The organism is Burkholderia sp. 572, assembly GCF_040545135.1.
Classification (GTDB): domain Bacteria; phylum Pseudomonadota; class Gammaproteobacteria; order Burkholderiales; family Burkholderiaceae; genus Burkholderia; species Burkholderia cepacia.
Window position 1 is genome coordinate 24226 of record NZ_JBEPLH010000027.1, and the last position, 19442, is coordinate 43667.

A 19442-nucleotide genomic window follows, 5' to 3' on the forward strand; every position below is an offset into this window, starting at 1 on the left:
TTTGCACAGTTTCGCGCCTCGCCGGGTTCGGCGTCAATAGTTTTTTGAGTGACACTCAGATATCATGCCGAGATGACAGCCGCTACCGCAGACACCATGACCGCCACCGTCAAAGCCGATCGCGCCGACACGTCGCGCGCGCCCGCCGGGCGCAAATCCCAGCAACGCGTGCAGGACATTCTGCGCGCCGGCCGGGAAGTGTTCGCCGAAAAGGGTTACGAGCATGCGACGGCCGCCGAGATCGCGCAGCGCGTGGGCGTATCGGAGGCGACGGTGTTCAGCTACTTCCGCGGCAAGCGCGAGCTGTGCGCGCGCGTCATCGCGGATTGGTACGACGAAAACATCGCGGCGTTCGAGCACGGGATGCCGCAGGAAGCGTCGGTGCAGCAGCAGTTCGCGTTCATCGTGCGCACCCACCTGCGGCTGATGCTGGTGAACGGCACGGGCCTGTGCGCACTGGTGCTGTCGGAGGGCCGCGCGAAGCAGCATGCGCTGAGCGACGAACTCACCGCGCTGCAGCGCCGCTACACCGCGCCGCTGATGGACGTGCTCGCGCGCGGCCAGGCAGCCGGGCAGGTACGTACCGACCTGCCGCTGAGCCTGCTGCGCTCGATGGTGTTCGGGCCGATCGAGCACGTGCTGTGGGATGCGATCCTCGGGCACCGCAAGCTCGACACGGAAACGACGGCCACGCAGCTCGTCGACATGCTGTGGGCCGCCGTGCAGCCGCCGGCGCCGGAACAGGCGGCGCTCGTGCGGTTCAGGAATGAAGTGGCGGAAGCCGTGCGCCGGCTGGAAGGGGAAGCGTCACGCCCGTGACGCAAGGGCGCGGCCCGGCGTACGTCGTATCGTGCGCCGCGCGTAACCGACCGCTACGAATCCTCGCCGACGCGCAGCGGCGCGCGGCTCTGCTCGTTGTTCAAATGAACGAACTTGCGCAACAGGCGTACGAGTTCCTGCGAATCTTCCTCGCCCATCCCGTCGAACAGGCCGGCACGCAGCTCCTGCACTGACGGAATCAGGCGCGTGAGCAGTTCGACGCCCGTCGGTGTCAGCAGCAGGCGCCGCTGACGCCGCGGCAGCACTTCGCGAACGATCAATCCTTTCGCTTCGAGCCGGACCGCGAGGTCGGCCGTCGTCGACGTGTCGAGCGCCACCCGCTGCGCCAGCGTCACCTGATCGAGCCCCGGACACTCGTAGAGCATCCGCAGGACGGCGTACTGCACCGGCGTCACGTCCCGGCCCAGCTTCTCGTAGAACATCGCGACGGCAATCTGGTGCGCGCGCCGGATCAGGTGCCCCGGCTCGTCGTACAGGTCGAGCGGGAAAGCCGGCGCGTCGGCGGGATTCGTTTTTTCCATGAATGAGTCGATGACATAGGCGGCGCGCGCCGGTTGCGCGCGCCGACGGCATGGCGCTGCCTCGCGCCATTTCCCGGGAAAACCAGTATACCGCTCGCCTTGCTCCGGCCAATCTCAATGCGTACACTGAATCTCATTCAGTACACGGAATGAAGAACTGCCGCATGTCAGCGGCACCGCCCCGAAGGAGACGACGAACGTGTTTCTCAAGAACGCTTGGTATGTGGCATGCACGCCCGATGAAATCGACGGCAAGCCTCTGGGCCGCAAGATCTGCAACGAGTCGATGGTGTTTTACCGCGCGGCGGACGGCCGGGTCGCCGCGCTCGAGGACTTCTGCCCGCACCGCGGCGCGCCGCTGTCGTTGGGATTCGTGCGCGACGGCGTGCTCGTGTGCGGTTATCACGGGCTGGAAATGGGCTGCGACGGCAAGGCGTCCGGCATGCCGGGCCAGCGCGTCGGCGGCTTCCCGCCGATTCGCAGCTTCCCGGTGATCGAGCGGTACGGATTCGTCTGGGTCTGGCCGGGCAATGCGACGGAAGCCGATCCCGCCAAACTGCCCGCGCTGGCCTGGGCCGAAGACCCGGCCTGGGCGCACGGTGGCGGCCTCTATCACATCCATTGCGATTACCGGCTGATGATCGACAACCTGATGGACCTCACGCACGAAACCTACGTGCATGCGTCGAGCATCGGCCAGAAGGAGATCGACGAAGCGCCGCCGAAGACGGTCAGCCGCGGCGACGAAGTCGTCACGAGCCGCTTCATGGAGAACGTGATGCCGCCGCCGTTCTGGCGGATGGCGCTGCGCGGCAACGGGCTCGCCGACGACGTGCCGGTCGACCGCTGGCAGATCTGCCGCTTCACGCCGCCGAGCCACGTGATGATCGAAGTGGGCGTCGCCCATGCGGGCCACGGCGGCTACGACGCGCCGGCCGAGTCGAAGGCGTCGTCGATCGTGGTCGACTTCATCACGCCCGAGACGGACACCTCGATCTGGTACTTCTGGGGCATGGCGCGCAACTTCCGGCCCGACGATCACGCGCTGACCGCCGAAATCCGCGAAGGCCAGGGCAAGATCTTCGCCGAGGATCTCGATATGCTCGAACGCCAGCAGCTCAACCTCGAGCAGTGGCCGGACCGCAAGCTGCTCAAACTCAACATCGACGCCGGCGGCGTGCTGTCGCGCAAGGTGATCGAACGGCTGCTCGCCGAAGAAAACGCGGCGAGCCCGCAGCGGCCCGTGATTCCGGTCGCGCAAATCAAGGAGGCGTCATGAGCGCCGCGACCTTGACGGTCCGGGTGGCCCGCAAGTGGCAGGAAGCGCGCGACATCTGCGGTTTCGAATTCGTCAGCGACGACGGTTCGCCGTTGCCGGGCTTTGAAGCCGGCGCCCATATCGACGTGCATTTGCCGGGCGGGCTCGTGCGCCAGTACTCGCTGTGCAATCACCCGGAACATGCCGATCGCTATCAGATCGCCGTGCTGCGCGATGCTGATGGCCGCGGCGGGTCGCGCGCGATCCACGACGAAGTCCGGCAAGGCGATACCCTGCGGATCGGCATGCCACGCAACCAGTTTCCGCTCGCCCCCGACGCTCCGCACCACCTGCTGCTCGCGGGCGGGATCGGCGTCACGCCGATCCTCAGCATGGCGGAACGGCTGTTCTCGTCCGGCACGCCGTTCGACATGCATTACTGCGCGCGCTCGACCGATCGCATGGCCTTCGTCGAGCGGATCAACGCGGCCGGGTTTCGCGATCGCGCCCGCCTCCACGTCGACGACGGCGCCCCCGAGCAACGCTTCGACCTCGCCGCCGTGCTCGCCGCCGCGCCCGCAGGCACGCACCTGTACGTATGCGGCCCGCGCGGCTTCATGGACGCAGTGCTGAACGCCGCGCGCGAGCGCAACTGGGCCGAAGCGCGGCTGCACTACGAGTTCTTCGGCGGCGCGGTTGCGTCGTCCGGCGCGGACCGTGCGTTCCAGGTTCGGATCGCGAGCAGCGGCATGGTGATCGACGTGCCGGCCGAATGCACGGTCATCGCGGCGCTGGCGGCGAACGGCGTCGACGTGCTGACGTCGTGCGAGCAAGGCGTATGCGGCACCTGCGCGACGCGTGTGCTCGAAGGCGAGCCCGATCATCGCGACTCGTATCTGACGGAAGCGGAACAGGCAGCCGGCGACCAGTTCATGCCGTGCTGCTCGCGATCGCGAAGCGACCTGCTGGTCCTCGATCTGTAGGTCTGCAAATCGGTAGACGGACCGCCCGACTCGCGGCGGCCAACCACAATACTGGAGACGATCAATGGAGCAACATGCCCGGGCACCGATCAATACTACTCAGTTCCCGGTCGACCGATGGTGGGTCGCCGCGCTGTCATCCGAACTGACGGACAAACCCGTCGCCCGCACGCTCCTCGGCCGCCCGGTCGTCCTGTTCCGGTTGCCGTCCGGGGAAGTCGGCGCGCTGGAGGATCGCTGCTGCCACAAGTCGCTGCCGTTGTCGTGCGGCTCGCTCGAATCGCGCGGCCTGCGCTGCGGCTATCACGGCCTGTTGTTCGACCGCGACGGCACGTGCGTGGAGATTCCCGGCCAGGACCGGATTCCGGCGAAGGCGTGCGTGTCGTCGTATCCGGTACGGGAACAGGACGCCATCGTGTGGATCTGGATCGGCGCCGACGCGCACGCTCAACCGACAAACGCGCCGCCACACTATGCGTTCCATGCCGATCCGCAATACCGGTTCGGCGGCGGCCACTACCACTACGACGCACCGTATCAACTGATTCACGACAACCTGATGGACCTGAGCCACCTCGGCTATGTCCATCTGAAAACGATCGGCGGCAACGCGGCGCTGCACATGGGTGCGGAAACCCGCGTCAGCAGCGACGGCGATACCGTGACGCTGGTTCGCCGGATGCCGGATTCCGACCCGCCGCCAACCTATACCGCCGCGTGGCCGTTCGCGGGCCGCGTCGATCGCTGGCAGGAAATCGAATTCCACGTGTCGCACATCCGGATCTGGACGGGCGCGATGGACGCCGGAACCGGCGACCTGCACGATCCGGCACGCGGCGGCTTTCACATGCGCGGCTTCCACGGCATCACGCCCGAAACGGAAACGACGACGCACTACTTCTGGACCGTCGCGACCAATCCGCAACACGACGTCGAGCGCGTCGCGCAAGCGGTCATCGAGCAATCCGCGGCGACGTTCGACGAGGACAAGACCGTGATCGAAGCGCAGTACCGGAACCAGCTGCGGTTCCCCGGCGGCCGCCAGATCGACATTCACGTCGACGCGGGCCCCAATCGCGCGCGGCGCGTGATCGAGCGGCTGCTGCTCGAACCCGCTTAAGCATCGCGCCGCCCCGCCGACAACACCCGCCGGTCGCGACGGGCGCTCCGCGGGATGCCCCGTCGGCCCGTTCAATCGCTTTCGTCCCATTCGCCATCACCGGCTTCGATTTCACCCCATTTAATTAGTCATACTATTTACAAGGATCTTTGACGTGAGTGCAAACATCCGCAATACGATCGACGAATCCCCGATGAGCACGTTCCAGACGATGGCGGTCACCGCCTGCGTCGTGCTGAACATGCTCGACGGCTTCGACGTGCTGGCCATCGCGTTCGCCGCGCCGCACCTGGCGGCCGAGTGGAAACTGAGCGGCAAGGAAATCGGCCTGCTGCTGAGCGCCGGGCTGGCGGGCATGGGCATCGGCTCGGTGCTGATCGCGCCGCTCGCCGACCGCGTCGGCCGCCGCCGCATCATCCTGCTCTGCCTCGCGGTGATCTCGACCGGGATGCTGGCCTGCGCGGCCACGCACAGCACGCTTCAACTTGCCGTCACGCGTGCGTATACGGGGCTCGGCATCGGCGGCATGCTGGCGAGCCTGACCGTCATCAGCGGCGAATACGCATCGAACAAATGGCGCAGCGCCGCGATCGGCATGCAGTCGACCGGCTACGCGATCGGCGCGACCGGCGGCGGCGTCATCGCCGGCTACCTGCTGTCGACGTGGGGATGGCGCAGCGTGTTCGCGTTCGGCGGCATCCTGACCTTGATGTCGATCCCGATGGTGCTCGCATTGCTGCCGGAATCGCTCGACTTCCTGCTGGCAAGGCGTCCCGACAACGCGCTGCAGAAAATCAACCGCATCCTCGCGAGAATGAAGCGCGCGCCGATCGACATGCTGCCGGCGGCGACTGCCTCCATCGGCTCGGCGAACGCCGCGTCGAGCTGGACGGCCGTGCTGCGCGCGCCGCTGACGCGCCGCACGATCGCGTTGTGGATCGCATTCTTTCTCGTGATGGGCAGCTTCTACTTCGTCGTGAGCTGGACACCGAAGCTGCTGGTTCAGGCCGGGTTGTCGGCATCGCAGGGGGTCACCGGGGGCGTGCTGCTCAATCTCGGCGGCATTGCCGGCGCATCGCTCTTCAGCCTGCTGTCGACACGGTTCGGCCTCCGTAACCTGCTCGGCGCGACGCTGCTGCTCGGCGGCGTATTGATGGCCGTGTTCGGCGCGAACACCGGCTCGCTCGGGATCGGGATGACGGTCGGGGTATTCCTCGGCGCCGTGATCAATGCGTGCGTGGCCGGCATGTATGCGTTGTCGCCGACGCCGTATCCCGCCGAAATCCGCACGACTGGCATCGGCCTCGCAGTCGGCATCGGCCGCCTCGGCGCGATCCTGTCGCCGATGACGGTCGGTGCGCTGCTGGACGACGGCTGGTCCGTGTCCCATCTGTATCTCGCGTTCCTCGTGCCGATGGCCGGCGCGGCGATCGCCGTCGCCGTGGCGGGTACGCGCGCCGTGGCACCGCGCAGGCAACGCGACCCGGCGATGTCGTAACGCACGACGCCGCAGCCTTGCCGATACCCGTCGGCACCCCGGATCGGCTCGGGCCATAAAAATATCGATAAGCATATCTACATACTGTTTGGAGACAGCCATGAAAACGAAACTGGGCGCCGCACTCGCGACGGCGATGGCACTGACGCTGGCGCTGGCCGGACCGGCCTGCGCACAAAGCAGCATCACGCTGTACGGGATCATCGATACCGGCGTGTCCTACTACAACAACGCCGCACATGGCGGATCGTTCACGGGTATGCCGACACTGACCGGCGAAGTGCCGTCACGCTGGGGGTTGAGGGGCACGGAGGATCTCGGCGGCGGCTACCAGGCTTTCTTCGTGCTCGAGAACGGCTTCCAGCCCGGCACGGGCGCACTGAACTACGGCGGGCGCCTGTTCGGGCGACAGGCGAACGTAGGCGTGAACAGTCCGTTCGGCGCGCTGACCCTCGGCCGCCAGATGAACATGTCGATGATCGTGCTGACCAATGCGGACGTGATCGGCCCGTCGATTCACTCGATGGCGGATTTCGATTCCTATCTGCCGAACGCGCGCAGCGACAATGCGATCGGCTACAAGGGCACGTTCCACGGGGTAACGCTCGGCGCCACCTACAGCTTCGGCCGCGACGCGGCCGGACCGGCCGGGCCGTCGGCGACGGGCTGCGCCGGACAGGTGCCCGGCGACATCGTCGCTTGCCGCCAATACACGGCGATGCTCGCCTATGACGCGAGCAATTTCGGGCTCGCCGCGTCGCACGACGTGATGCGCGGCGGCGGTGGTGCGCTCGCGCCGCTGAACAATCCGGCGTACACCGACACGCGCGACATCGTCGCCGGCTACGTGAAGATCGGCCCCGCGAAACTGGGCGCCGGGTGGATCCGCCGCAACCTCGCGGCGGCCGAGCACCTGCAGGCCGATATCGTGTTCGCCGGCGGCACGTACTACGCGACGCCCTACCTCGCGCTCGACCTTCAGGGCGTCCGCTACCTGCAACGCCGGGAAAACAGCGAAGGCGGCACGAACGCGACGCTGCTCGTCGGCCGCGCGAACTATTTCCTGTCGAAGCGGACGACCGTCTATACGTCGGTGGGCTACATGTTCAACAGCACGCTGGCCGCGAACGCGGTCGCCGCGGGCGGGACGGTCGGCACCGGGATGAACCAGCTCGGCGTGATGGCCGGCATCCAGCAGAAGTTCTGAACGCCGGATGCGCGTGCGCCGGTCAGTTGGCGAGACGGCAGTGGGCCAGCTTCAGGCCCGGCAACACGGGCGCATCGATATAGCCTTCGTTCACGCAGCTGAAGCGGAACGCCGTCGACGTGACGAACGGCTTGATTTCGCCGCCGGGGAATTTCGGCTTCAGCGCATCCTGGTCGGCCACGTCGAAATGCGTATCGAACTGCTCGCCGTCGGCCGTCAGCGCGCCGAAGTAAGTGCCGCCCGGATCGCTGCCCATCCGGATCACGGCGCCGACGAACGCGAGGCGCTTGCCGTCGTACTTCGACTTCGCCGCGGTCGCGTCCTGCGTGTAGGCCTCGATCACGGCGCCGTAGTGCGCGTCGATCGCGGGGTCGGCATCGGAAGCCGCGCAAGCAGCCTGGTGAATGCCTGCCAGCAGCGCGCAGGCCGCAAGCGCGGCCGCCGCGAACGGCGCGGAAATCTTCTTCATGGGTGGTCTCCCGTCTAGCGTGGTGGTTGAAGTGATTGAAGCCCGGCGCAACGCCGGATGAACTCGCTTCCGTTGCTTTAATCGTTCGAATGGCGGATGACGGCTGCGATCACTTCATCGCCCGCGTGGTCGTGCGCGGTGCGTGGCGTCGCGCGGAACGCGACGTGACAGGAAGATGACATGGTGCGGCCCCCGGCTCTCTCGTTGAATTTCACTGCGTCTGATTTTGGCCGCTACGGTAGCAGACGGCCGCCAGCCCGGCAACCAACGCCCGAGCTCGACAATCATGTCATTACAATTGCAAATGATTCTCATTACATATATCATGCACGCCTTGGCCGTAACGAAACGCCGCGGCCCGCGACACGATCCTTAGCATTCCCTCCTGTATCGATTCATGCCATCCCGTCGAACGCCCCGCCGCGTCCGGACCCCGCGTCCGTGGCGCTCGAGCCTGCCTGCCCTGATTACCCTTTGCGTCGCAAGCGGCGCGCATGCGGCCAACGCCGAAGCCGGTGCAACTGCATCGGCACCCGCAACGCCGGCCGGGAAAGAACTCCCCGCCATCAACGTCAACGCATCGTCGACCGTAGACCCGACCATCGGCTACCAGCCGCGCACCAGCAGCATCGCGGGCGGCAACGACCGTCCGTTGAAAGAGATTCCGCAATCGGTCGCGGTGGTCAGCAGCAGCGTGATGCAGGACCAGCAGGCGCGTTCGCTCGACGACGTGCTCGGCAACATCAGCGGCGTGACGCAAACCAACACGCTCGGCGGCACGCGCGACGCGTTCATCAAGCGCGGCTTCGGGTCGAACAACGACGGCTCCGTGCTGGTCGACGGCGTGCGCACGCCGGTGCTGCACAGCTATCTCGCGACGATCGACCGCGTCGAGGTGCTGAAGGGCCCCGCTTCGCTGCTGTACGGGATGCAGGATCCCGGCGGCGTGATCAACCTCGTCACGCGCAAGCCGGAAGACACGTTCGGCGGCTCGATCTCCGCATCGCGCACGAGCCACGGCGGCAGCAACGCGCAGTTCGATCTCACGGGGCCGCTCGGCAAGCCGGGCCAGGTCGCGGGCGGCACGCTCGCGTTCCGGCTGACCGGCGAATACGACACGAGCCGCTACTGGCGCAGCTTCGGCCGCGAACGCAACGCGCTGATCGCACCCGCGCTGTCGTGGCACGACGCGAACACGTCGGTCGACGTCAGCTATCAGTACGTCGACTACACGATGCCGTTCGATCGCGGCACCGTGCTCGTGAACGGCCAGCTCGACGATGCGTTGCGCTATCGCCGCTACGAAGAAGCATGGTCGCAAAGCAGCGGCATCCAGGAAACGCTGCGGACGCGCATCGAGCACCGCTTCTCCGATGCATGGCGCGTACGCGCGACCTACGGCTGGGGCCGCGACCGCTACGACCAAACCATCACGCGCGCCACCGCGTTCAACAGCAAGACCGGTGCGATGACGCGCTCGTCCGATGCGAACCTCGGCCGCAACGACTCCGACCAGATCGCGACGCTCGGCCTGCTCGGCAACGTGACGCTCGCCGGGATGAACCACGCGATCTACATCGGCGGCGAATACGAACGGCAGCGCAGCTTCCGCGGCGACACGAACCGCGGCAAGGCGACGACGGGCTTCAATCTCTACGATCCCGTGTACGGCCTGCTCGCGGCGGGCGGCACGCCCAACGCGAAGCAAAGCGATTCGCGCTCGGTCGTGCATGCGTATTCGACGATCGTGCAGGACTCGGTGAAGATCACCGACCGCCTCACCGCGGTGGGCGGGCTGCGCTGGGAAAACTGGCAGCAGGAATCGGGGATGGGGCGGCCGTTCGTGTTCGCCGACCGCTCGCGCGGCAGCGTCTGGCTGCCGCAGTTCGGGCTTGCCTACGCGCTCACGCCGGCGCTGACCGCCTACGCGAACGTGAGCCGCTCGTTCAAGCCGAACGTCGCATCGAACGTCGCCGCGCCGCTCGCGCCGGAATACGGCCGCGTGCTCGAGGCCGGGCTGAAGTTCAGCCTGAAGCCCGCGATCACCGGCACGCTCGCGGTCTACCAGATCGACAAGCGCAACGTCGCGGTCACGGTCGGCGACATCACGTCGACGATCGGCACCGCGCGCTCGCGCGGGATCGAGCTCGACGTCGCCGGGCAGATCACGCGCCACCTGAGCGTGATCGGCAGCTATGCGTATACGAACGCGACCGATCGCGACAGCAACACCCCGCTCACGAACGTCGCGCGCCACACGGGCAGCCTGTTCGCCGTGTACGACACGGCCATCGCGAATCTGCCCGGCCGCTGGCGCTTCGGCGGCGGCGCGCGTCTCGTCGGCGCACGCTCCGGCGACACGGCGAACAGCTTCACGCTGCCCGGCTATGTGACCGTCGATGCCTTCGCAGCCTACGAAACGACGATCGGCAAGTTCCCGACGCGCTTCCAGCTCAACGTGAAGAATCTGCTCGACAAGACCTACTACCCGTCGAGCAACAACAACCTGATCGTCGCGGTCGGCGAGCCGCGGCTCGTCACGCTGACGACGACGGTGTCGTTCTGATGGTCTGACGTTCTGATGGTCTGACGTTCCGATCGCCCGATGCGTGCATGGGCCGGCCCAAACGCGGCGGCCCATGCACCACGCCCGCATTCGCAGCCGCTCGCGACGCGTAGCGGCTCGCCCCTTGCTCCAGCGAAGCATCCTTGCCGCTTCGCAAGCGGTCACCGCGACTCCGCGCGCGTTGTGCCGGACAACCACCAACGACGCGGCGACCGAACATCGTCCGATCCGCCGGCGAAGCAGGAACGACAGCGAATCTTCCCGTTGCTCGCCGCCCACACCAGCGCCGGATTCCGCTTGACTGCCGTCCCGCGCGGCACCCGACGCCACCATTCACACGCCTCCCCGGCACTCGCTTCACCGCCCGCAAAAATGCATCCGTGCGATGCAATTCCGCCCGCTCCCTTACCGCATCGCGCGCCGTATGATCGCCCCGGCTTTTTTTCCACGGCGGCCCGATACGCGTCTACCTCTCCATTCGCTCACGCGCTCCGCTCCAACCACCTGCGAACATGTCCAACCTCTCACTCATCCTCGTCGTCTCCATGCTGAGCGCCTTCGGCCTGATCGCGTCCGACGTCTACCTGCCCGCGATGCCGTCGATGGCCCACGAATTTTCGATCGGCGCATGGCAGATGCCCCAGACGGTATCGGCTTACCTGATCGCGCTCGCCTGTGCGCAACTGGTCTACGGCCCCCTCTCCGATCGATGGGGGCGCAAACTCGTGCTGACGGCCGGCATCGTCCTGTACATCCTTGGCTCGATCGGCTGCGCGAGCGCCGGCGGCTTCGCGAGCTTTCTCGGATGGCGCGTGCTCGAAGCGCTCGGCGCGGCGTCCGGTCTCGTCATCGGTCGCGCGATCATCGCCGACACCTGCGACAAGAACGCATCCGCGAAGATCTACAGCATCGTGTATCCGCTCGTGTCGCTGTCTCCGGCAATCGCCCCCGCAATCGGCGGATATCTGGCTGCGTGGTTCGGGTGGCGAAGCGATTTCATTTTCGTCGCCGCATTCGGCGTCGTCGCGCTCGCGCTCGTTCAGTTGCGCCTGAAGGAAACCCGGCCGCCGGTCGCACCGGGGCAACATCGCGCCGCACCGCTGGCCGGCTTCACCGGCGTGCTCGCGGACCGGGCCTTCATCCGCTACACGCTCGTCGTCTGCGCGATCTATTGCGCGTGGTTCGTCTACCTGACGCAGTCGCCGTTCATCTTCTCCGGCCTCGGTCTTTCGGAACGGCAAAGCGGCTGGCTCTATCTGCCGCTGACCGCCGGCATCGTTTCCGCCAACCTGATTGCGCGCCGCATGCTCGACCGGATGTCCTACGACTCGATCGTCGTGGCCGGCGTGGGCTGCTTCGTTGCCGGCGGCGTGGCGTTCGCCCTGTGCGAATCGTGGCACGTCAAAGGCGTCGTCGCGGTCGTGATGCCGATGGTGCTCGTCAGCCTGTCGAATGGATCGTCGCTGTCGCTCGCGGTCTCGGGCGCCATCGCGAGCGAACACGGGCGCGCGGCGACGGCGTCGGGGCTGGTCGGCTTCTTCCAGATCGGCAGTGCGTCGCTCGCCGCCACCGTGTCCGGCGGCCTGCTCGGCACCGGAAGCCACGTGCTGGCGACGGCCATCCCGTTCTTCGCGATCGTCGCGACCATCGCGATCGTGCCGCGCTGGTGTGCCGCGCGGCGCACGCTCTCGATGCGCGACACGCTCCCCCGTTGAGCCCGTGGCCCTGCGCGGGCGAGGCCCCGGCCGCTATCGATAACGGTCGAACGTCGCCGCGATCTCCGCGGTGACCGCCCGAACGCGCGCCGTCCGGTTCAGGTCGGTATGCGATACGAGCCAGACCTGATACGGCACGGCTCGCGTCCGGTCGGGCCAGATTCGCACGAGCGAATCGTCGTCTTGCGCCATATACGCGGGGAGTTCACCGATGCCGATACCCGAGCGGATCGACGCCGCCAGCATCAGGCTCGAACTCACCTGCGCCACGATGCGCCCGCGTTCCATCGACTCGCCGCACAGCGCGTGCCCCTGGTTCGACGTCGTGCCGGGCTGGTAGACGACCAGGTCATGCCCTTCGAACGCGGCTCCGATCGCGGGCTCGCCATGCGCATCCAGATACTCGCGGCTCGCGAACAGCCCGACCTCCCATTCGGCGAGCTTCCGGCGCACGAGGTCGGGGTTTTCCGGCATCACGGTGCGAATCGCGAGATCCGCATCGCGTCGCGTCAGGTTGAGCACCTGCACCGACGTCGTCAGGATCACGTGTATCGCCGGACATTTCCGGCGCAGTTCCCGTATCGCGGGAACGACGAAATCCATCGCGAGGGAATCGGTCGTCGTGACCCGGACCTCGCCTTCGAGGCGATCGTCCGAGCCCTGGACGCGACGCTCGAATTCGCACGCCGCCCGCTCCATCGCTTCCGCGGCCTGCAGCGAATGCTCGCCGACCTGCGTCACGACATAACCTGACGATGTCTTGAGAAACAGCTTCGCACCGAGCGCCTTCTCGAGTGCGGTCAACCGTCGCCCCACGGTGGCCTGATCGACGTCGAGAACGGCCGCGGCCTCGCGCAGCGTCCCGGTGCGATGAACGGCCAGAAAAACGCGGGCATCGTCCCAATTCATGAGTAACGTTCTCTCTCTCGGTAAGGCATGTGTGCATTCGCAGGAGGCGATTATACAAGTCGATCCTGTGCAGACCGTTCCGGATAATCAGCCATCCGTATCAAAAGGACGATCGATTCGCCGATCAAAACCGGAACCGTCCGCAGGAAGCCCCTCAACGACGGGCTCGCCGACCGAAGCCGAGTGCAATGACCGAACCGATGGTCGTTTCACCGATCGCCCCAACCCCGCCCGCCCAATCATCAGCCTCCCGAATATCTCCCATCCGATACCGCGATTTTCCGTACCGGACGCGCGCCGCTAGACTGGCTACGCATTCGCGACGCCGCAGCGCCGTACCGCAACGCGGCACGCCCCACAAAAACGATTCCGGGAGATACCCCATGTCCGACCGGCACGCGCGCCGAGGCGCGCTCAAGACACTCGGCCTTGCGGCCGGCACCGCGCTGCTCGCCGCCGCGCGCCCCGCTCGCGCCGCCGCGCCCGAAACCGGCGCGCTGCTGCCCGGCGGCGCCACGCACCTCGCCGACCTCACGCGCCGCCTCGCGGCCGCACCGCGGCGGCGCGACTTCAAGACGGTGCCGATGATCCTCGAACGTCCCGACCAGTGGGATCATGCGGCGCTCGCCGAACTGACCGGATACCGCGGCGGCCCGAAGCAGGTGTGGGACAACACCGAGCTCGGCGGCCCGTGGCTGAACCTGATGCGCAATTCGCTGAACGCGCAGATCTGGTCGTATCGCCATCCGGATTTCCTCGTCGTATCGGCCACGCACGGCAGCGCGCATCTCGCACTGTTCGACCAGGCCGCGTGGGACAAATACGGCCTCGCGAAATTCGCCGGCGCCGCCTTTCCGGCCAACACGCTGCTCGACGCGAAACCCGCGCAATCGAAGGGCGCACAAAACCACGAGTCGCCTGACGGCGCGTTCTCGTCGCACGACAACAGCATCGCCGCGCTGCAGCAGCGCGGCGTCGTGTTCCTGTCGTGCCACAACGCGATCTGGGAACTCGCAGAGCGGCTCGACGGCGCGAACGCGAATCCCGACAAGCTGCCGCTCGATGCGCTCGCGGCCGACCTGACCAACCACGTGATCCCGTCGGCAATCGTCACGCCGGGCGCGGTCGGCACACTGCCCGAACTGCAGCAGGCCGGCTTCACGTACGCGAAATGAGCACCGCGATGACATCGATCCCCATGCAACCGCCATCGCCATCACCGTTGCCGCGCCGTCGGCGCACGCTGCGCGCCGCGCTGGCCGCCTGGCTCTGCTGCGCATCGGCGCTGTCGCTCGCCGCGCCGGCCGGCCCCGCCGCGAACGTCTTCCCGCCCTGGCAGGACGGCCGCAACAACGACGCGACGCATCGCGGCCTCGAATTCACGGTGCCGCAGGTCGACGTACTCGCCGATTTCCACGGCGACCTCACCGCGCCGAAGCTCGTGCTGTTCGTCGGCGGCAACTATTTCTTCGCGATGGCGCCGCTCGTCGCGAAGTTCGAGGAAGACCATCCCGAGTACCGCGGCCGCATCTACTGGGAGACGATCCCGCCCGGCCTGCTCGTGAAGCAGATCCAGGCGGGCGGCACGATCACCGTCGGCAACATGACGTGGACGGTCAAGCCCGACGCGTATTTCGCGGGGCTCGGCAAGATCGACGGCTTGATCGCGGACGGCACGCTCGTCGGGCCGGCCGTGCCCTACGTGACGAACCAGCTGACGATCATGGTGCGCGCCGGCAATCCGAAGCGCATCGCGTCGCTGAACGACCTCGCGCGGCCCGACGTGCAGCTTGCGATGCCCAATCCTGCATTCGAAGGCGTCGCGCGGCAGATCCGCGCGTCGCTCGTGAAGGCCGGCGGCGACGCGCTCGCGCGTACCGTCTACGACGACAAGGTGCGCGCCGGCACGACCGAGCTCACGCACATCCACCATCGGGAAACCGCGCTGTTCCTGATGCAGGGGCGCGCGGACGCGGGCGTGCTGTGGCAATCCGAAGCGGCGTTCCAGGAACAGGTCGGGCATCCGCTGATGCACATCGACATTCCGGCCGAGCAGAATACGACTGCGATCTATGCGGGCGCGATGGTGAAGGACGCGCCGCATCCGGAAGCCGCGCGCGCATGGCTCGCGTTCATCCGGTCGCCGGCAGCGTTCGGGATCTTCCAGCGCTACGGCTTCGGCCGATACGATGCGGCGACACCGCCGCGGCACCTCGCGCCGGCGCAGCAGGAGAAGCAGCCCGACGCGGGCTGACCGCGCGGCCGCGCCGGCTGCCCGGCGGCGCGCTCGCGGCCTACAACAAGGAGGGGACACGTGAACGATACGGTGCACACACCGCGACGCCTGTTCGCGCCGCTGCTGCTCGCCGCGGCGACGCTGCTGGCCGGCCACGCGCGCGCGGACGACGCGACGCTCGGCAAGACGCTCGCGACACAGGGGTCGACGACGGGCGTCGCCGCCTGCATCGGCTGCCACGGCGGCCAGGGCGAAGGCAACGCGGCGGCCGGCTTCCCGCGCCTCGCGGGCACGAGCGCCGCGTATCTGTCCGCGCAGCTTGCCGCGTTCGCGGACGGCAGCCGCCAGAATCCCGTCATGCAGCCGCTCTCGAAACTGCTGACGCCGCATGAGCGCGATGTGGTATCCGCGTACTTCGCGAGCCTGCCCGCGCCGGCCGGCATCGCCGCCGCCGACGACACGTCGATCGATCCGGCGAACACCGGCGCGTGGCTCGCGACGCGCGGACGCTGGTCGCAAGGCCTGCCCGCATGCGCCCAGTGTCACGGCCCCGGCGGCCTCGGCGTGGGCAGCGCGTTTCCGCCGCTCGCGGGCCAGCCCGCCGCCTATATCGCCGGCCAGTTGAACGGCTGGAAACACGGCACGCGCCCGCCCGGGCCGATGGCGCTGATGCCGGCGATCGCCGGCAAGCTGTCCGACGCCGACATCGACGCAGTGGCCGCCTACTACGCACGCGGCGGCGCCGCGCAGGGAGACAAGCGATGATCGACCGCACGACGCTGATCCGCCGCACCCGCACGGCATTGCTCGGCGCGGCCTGGTTGCCCGCGCTCGCGTTCGCGGCCGCACCGCAGGATGCACCACCGGCCAACGCTTCCGCATCCGCGCCTTCCGCCGTTGCGCCGGCAGCCAGGCCGTTCGCGCCGCCCGCCGAATCCGCGATCCCCGCCGACGAGTTCGGCAAGACCGTGAAGCTCGGCGAGCAGATCTTCCTGCACACGCCCGAGTTCGCGGGCAAGTACGTCGGCAACAAGCTGACCTGCGCGAGCTGCCACCTCGACGCGGGCCGGCGGCCCGATTCGAGCCCGATGTGGGCCGCGTACCTGCTGTATCCGGCGTACCGCAGCAAGAACGGCCACGTGAACACGTTCGCCGAGCGCCTGCAGGGATGCTTCCGCTACAGCATGAACGGCAAGGCGCCGCCGGCCGGCGACCCGATTCTCGTCGCGCTCGAAACCTATTCGTACTGGCTCGCGAAGGGTGCGCCGGTCGGCACGAAGCTGCCGGGGCAGGGTTTCCTGAAACTGCCGCCGCCCGCGCAGAAAGCCGACTATGCGCGCGGCGCCGCCGTCTACACGCAGCACTGCGCGCTGTGCCACGGTGCGGACGGCCAGGGGCAGTCGAGCGGCGGCAAGGCGGTCTTCCCGGCGCTGTGGGGCGCGCGTTCGTTCAACTGGGGCGCGGGGATGGGCGACATCCGCAATGCGGCCGGCTTCATCAAGGCCAACATGCCGCTCGGGCTCGGCGGTACGCTGACCGATCAGGAGGCGTGGGACGTCGCGACCTTCATGGACAGCCACGAACGTCCGCAGGACCCGCGCTTCACGGGCTCGGTGCACGACACGCGCGCGAAATTCCACGATTCGCCCGATTCGATGTACGGGCTCAGCGTGAACGGCCGCGTGCTCGGCGCGCCGTGACGCGGGCACCGGGCAGGCCGCGCAGACCGCGCGGCCTGCTCCGCCCGCGCGTTCACGGACGCCAGCGATACACGATCATGCTGGTGCCGTTGTAGTTGTCCTTCGTGATCACGTATTCGCCGGTCGAGCGCAGGTACGCGCGGATCCCGTACATCGAGTCGACGTCGTTGCCGACATCCATCGCCGACGTGTTCGAGTTGGTCAGCGTCGTGACGAGGGCGCCCGTATTGAGATCGAACACGTCGACGTTCGGCACGGTGTGCACGTAGCCGACGAACAGGTAGTGGCCGGCCGCCGCGATCGATTTCGGGTTCGCGCTCGTCAGGTTGATCACCGGGTTCGGCGCGCTCGTGTTGCCGTTCTTCCAGCCGTGATAGACCTCGATATGCCCGTTCATCGCGGTCCAGTCCCAGTTGCCGGCGAGGCCCTGCGCGAGGATCATCGTGTCGCTGTCCGCCTGGTAGATGATGCGCGTGACGGGCGCCACGGTGCCCGGCACGGCCGTCGTCGTCGGCTTGCCCCACGACGGCTTGCCGGTCGCATCGAAACCCGTCATCGGGTAGCGGGTAATCACGTTGGAGCCGTTCAACCCGGCCCAGACGTCGCCGTTGCCGTCGATGTCGAAACCGGCCGTGACCTGCAGCGTCGTGTTGAACGGCTTGCCCGGCAGCGAGCCGGCCGGATTCGCGATGTAGCCGGTCGCCGGCGTGAAGTAGTAGAAGTTGAAGTTGCCGGGGTTCTGGCCCGACGCGACGAGGATCCGGTTGCCGCCGACCGTCACGAGCTGGCCGAAGTGCTGGCCGCGCTGGTAGTCGTTCATGTCGAGGCGCGGGTCCTTCGGATAGCTGAACGGATCGACCGTGTTCGCGACGAACGTGCCGCCCGCCGAGCCCGTGTACACGTTGTTGCCGCTATAGAAGAACGCGCCGTCGGTCGCCGGGTCGGGCGCGGCGATCGCCTCGAAGTTCAGCGCCTGCAGCTTCCATTGCAACGCGCCCGTCGGGCCGTATGAATGCAGGTCGGTGCTGCCGTTGCGCCCGAGATCCCAGCCCCCGCCCCACGCATTGTTGAGCACGTACAGGTTGCCGCCGGCATCCTTGCCGATGCCGACCACGCGCGTGAAGCGCTTGTCGCCGACCTGCCCCTTGATGCCCGATGTCGTGTCGAGATAACCGCCCTGCACGCCGAACGTGCCGACCTGCTGCGGCGACCCGGCGAGGCTGTAGAGCTTGATGTTCATGTCCGGGCCCTGGTCGCCCACCAGCAACTGCCCCGTCGACGCGTCGAAATACAGCGCCGACGGCCGTGCGCCGGCCGCCATCTGGATCGTGTTCATCAGCGTGCCGGTCGCGCTGTACTGCACGACCACGCCCGCGCTCATGCGCGCCACCCACAGGTTGCCCGCCGCATCGAGCGCCAGCGCACCGGGCCCGGTCACGCCGATGTCGCGCTGCCAGACGCCGTCGGTCGTATAGACGCGCACGCGGTTGCCGTAGAAATCGCTCGCATACAGCAGGTTGCCGGCGGTCGCGAGGCCGGTGATCACGTCCGGATTCGGCAGGCCCGTCCACGTGCTGACCGGGATGCGCAGGTCGCGCTGGTTCGTGCCGCGGTTGTAGCGGCCCACCGAGCCGCTGCCGAAGTTGCGGTTGTAGCCGAGCGCGACGAAGATCGACGTCGCGTTGCCGGTGATCGCGCCACCCTGGAATTCGTCGTGGATGCCGATCGTGCCCATCGGCTGGCCGTTCTGGTAGAGCGCGACACCGCCCGCGTTCTCGTCCCAGCGCGACGCCGTGTAGATCACGCCCTCGGGGGCGACCCACATCGAGCGCGCGGCGTTGCCCACGTGCTGGGCCAGCGTGCCGTACGTGTTCGCGAGCCAGTCGGTCGAGTACGACACCTGCGCGTGACTCGCCGGCGCCAGCATCGCCATGCACATTCCCAGCAATGCCGCCCGAATTTGTTTCATTGACATGAATAATGCTCCCGAACGTTCAATTGTCGACACTGTAAATCGCGGCGCATGAAATATTGGTGATTCCGGCTAAAGCGCATTCGCCTTCATCCCGAATTATTCACGCCATTCTTTTTGCCGTCCGGCGCTTTTCCGTCAACGATGGTCAAACCCGTCCATCACGCCGCAACGGCTTGCGGGCCGCACGGTTTCGGCGCTTTTCCCCGGCATTTTCTTCCGGATTGTTCAATGCAAATACGTCATTTTTTCTGAATTACCCGCATTGCCTTTTTCATTCCCCCGGAAATGGGTTCGATGATTACAAATCGAAATTGAAATGAAAGGGAAAAAATATTGTCCGGCTCGATCGCGTCGGTGCGATTCAGCGCGGCTGCATGCGGCGGGAGGAAGGAAGGAGAATGCGGGATACGGCGGAAAGAACCGCGCGCCGGCCATGCCGGCACGC

At 67.1% G+C, this 19442-nt stretch carries 17 protein-coding genes; 12 read left to right on the top strand and 5 right to left on the bottom strand.

Features of this window, described 5'->3' with window-relative positions:
* Positions 1–72 precede the first annotated feature (72 nt).
* Complete coding sequence (locus ABIC51_RS34680; protein WP_119338352.1) at positions 73–819, top strand: TetR/AcrR family transcriptional regulator; 747 nt, start codon at positions 73–75, stop codon at positions 817–819.
* 53 nt (positions 820–872) lie between these two features.
* Here ABIC51_RS34680 and ABIC51_RS34685 read toward each other — a convergent pair whose 3' ends face one another.
* A complete protein-coding gene (locus tag ABIC51_RS34685) occupies positions 873–1361 on the bottom strand; it encodes a MarR family winged helix-turn-helix transcriptional regulator (protein ID WP_021163015.1) in 489 nt (162 codons plus the stop codon).
* 199 nt (positions 1362–1560) lie between these two features.
* On the opposite strand from ABIC51_RS34685, the gene ABIC51_RS34690 reads away from it, so the two are divergent.
* From ABIC51_RS34690 to ABIC51_RS34710, 5 genes are all read left to right on the top strand, one after another.
* Entirely contained in the window at positions 1561–2640 is a 1080-nt protein-coding gene (locus ABIC51_RS34690) for an aromatic ring-hydroxylating dioxygenase subunit alpha (protein WP_175856197.1), read from the top strand.
* Positions 2637–3602: a PDR/VanB family oxidoreductase gene (locus ABIC51_RS34695; protein ID WP_175862760.1), complete on the top strand. Its 966-nt coding sequence runs from the start codon at positions 2637–2639 to the stop codon at positions 3600–3602. Before ABIC51_RS34690 ends, ABIC51_RS34695 begins: the two co-directional genes overlap by 4 nt.
* Positions 3603–3666: 64 nt before the next feature.
* Positions 3667–4722, top strand: coding sequence for a Rieske 2Fe-2S domain-containing protein (locus ABIC51_RS34700; RefSeq protein WP_354006924.1), 1056 nt, complete (start codon positions 3667–3669; stop codon positions 4720–4722).
* Between the two features lie 154 nt (positions 4723–4876).
* Positions 4877–6220, top strand: a complete 1344-nt coding sequence (locus tag ABIC51_RS34705; protein ID WP_175862761.1) for an MFS transporter — start codon at positions 4877–4879, stop codon at positions 6218–6220.
* 100 nt (positions 6221–6320) lie between these two features.
* A complete protein-coding gene (locus ABIC51_RS34710) occupies positions 6321–7427 on the top strand; it encodes a porin (RefSeq protein WP_124536090.1) in 1107 nt (368 codons plus the stop codon).
* 22 nt (positions 7428–7449) lie between these two features.
* On the opposite strand, the gene ABIC51_RS34715 is transcribed toward ABIC51_RS34710, so the two are convergent.
* Positions 7450–7896, bottom strand: a complete 447-nt coding sequence (locus ABIC51_RS34715; protein ID WP_027790570.1) for a hypothetical protein — start codon at positions 7894–7896, stop codon at positions 7450–7452.
* 397 nt (positions 7897–8293) lie between these two features.
* Between ABIC51_RS34715 and ABIC51_RS34720 the strand changes: the two genes are divergently transcribed.
* Both ABIC51_RS34720 and ABIC51_RS34725 read left to right on the top strand, forming a co-directional pair.
* The gene (locus tag ABIC51_RS34720) at positions 8294–10462 is read left to right on the top strand and encodes a TonB-dependent siderophore receptor (protein WP_354006925.1); all 2169 of its coding nucleotides are present in this window, start codon (positions 8294–8296) and stop codon (positions 10460–10462) included.
* A 512-nt stretch (positions 10463–10974) separates the two neighbouring features.
* Complete coding sequence (locus ABIC51_RS34725) at positions 10975–12177, top strand: multidrug effflux MFS transporter (protein WP_354006926.1); 1203 nt, start codon at positions 10975–10977, stop codon at positions 12175–12177.
* Positions 12178–12210: 33 nt separating this feature from the next.
* Here the strand turns inward: ABIC51_RS34725 and ABIC51_RS34730 are convergent, their stop codons facing one another.
* Positions 12211–13086, bottom strand: a complete 876-nt coding sequence (locus ABIC51_RS34730; RefSeq protein ID WP_060170533.1) for a LysR family transcriptional regulator — start codon at positions 13084–13086, stop codon at positions 12211–12213.
* Between the two features lie 383 nt (positions 13087–13469).
* Here ABIC51_RS34730 and tetH point away from each other — a divergent pair, with 383 nt between their 5' ends.
* From tetH to ABIC51_RS34750, 4 genes are read left to right on the top strand one after another with little or no spacing between them, the layout of a single operon-like run.
* Positions 13470–14261, top strand: a complete 792-nt coding sequence (gene tetH, locus ABIC51_RS34735; RefSeq protein WP_027790566.1) for a thiosulfate dehydrogenase — start codon at positions 13470–13472, stop codon at positions 14259–14261.
* An 8-nt stretch (positions 14262–14269) separates the two neighbouring features.
* Positions 14270–15340: a molybdate ABC transporter substrate-binding protein gene (locus ABIC51_RS34740; RefSeq protein WP_175901033.1), complete on the top strand. Its 1071-nt coding sequence runs from the start codon at positions 14270–14272 to the stop codon at positions 15338–15340.
* Between the two features lie 60 nt (positions 15341–15400).
* Entirely contained in the window at positions 15401–16087 is a 687-nt protein-coding gene (locus ABIC51_RS34745) for a c-type cytochrome (protein ID WP_175901030.1), read from the top strand.
* On the top strand, positions 16084–17022 hold the full coding sequence (locus ABIC51_RS34750) for a c-type cytochrome (RefSeq protein WP_175865444.1): 939 nt from the start codon (positions 16084–16086) through the stop codon (positions 17020–17022). Before ABIC51_RS34745 ends, ABIC51_RS34750 begins: the two co-directional genes overlap by 4 nt.
* A gap of 52 nt (positions 17023–17074) precedes the next feature.
* Here ABIC51_RS34750 and ABIC51_RS34755 read toward each other — a convergent pair whose 3' ends face one another.
* Positions 17075–18997 carry an SMP-30/gluconolactonase/LRE family protein gene (locus tag ABIC51_RS34755; RefSeq protein WP_027790562.1) on the bottom strand — a complete coding sequence of 641 codons (1923 nt, stop codon included), beginning with the start codon at positions 18995–18997 and terminating at the stop codon, positions 17075–17077.
* 239 nt (positions 18998–19236) lie between these two features.
* On the bottom strand, positions 19237–19440 hold the full coding sequence (locus ABIC51_RS34760; protein ID WP_175862766.1) for a hypothetical protein: 204 nt from the start codon (positions 19438–19440) through the stop codon (positions 19237–19239).
* Positions 19441–19442: the final 2 nt, after the last annotated feature.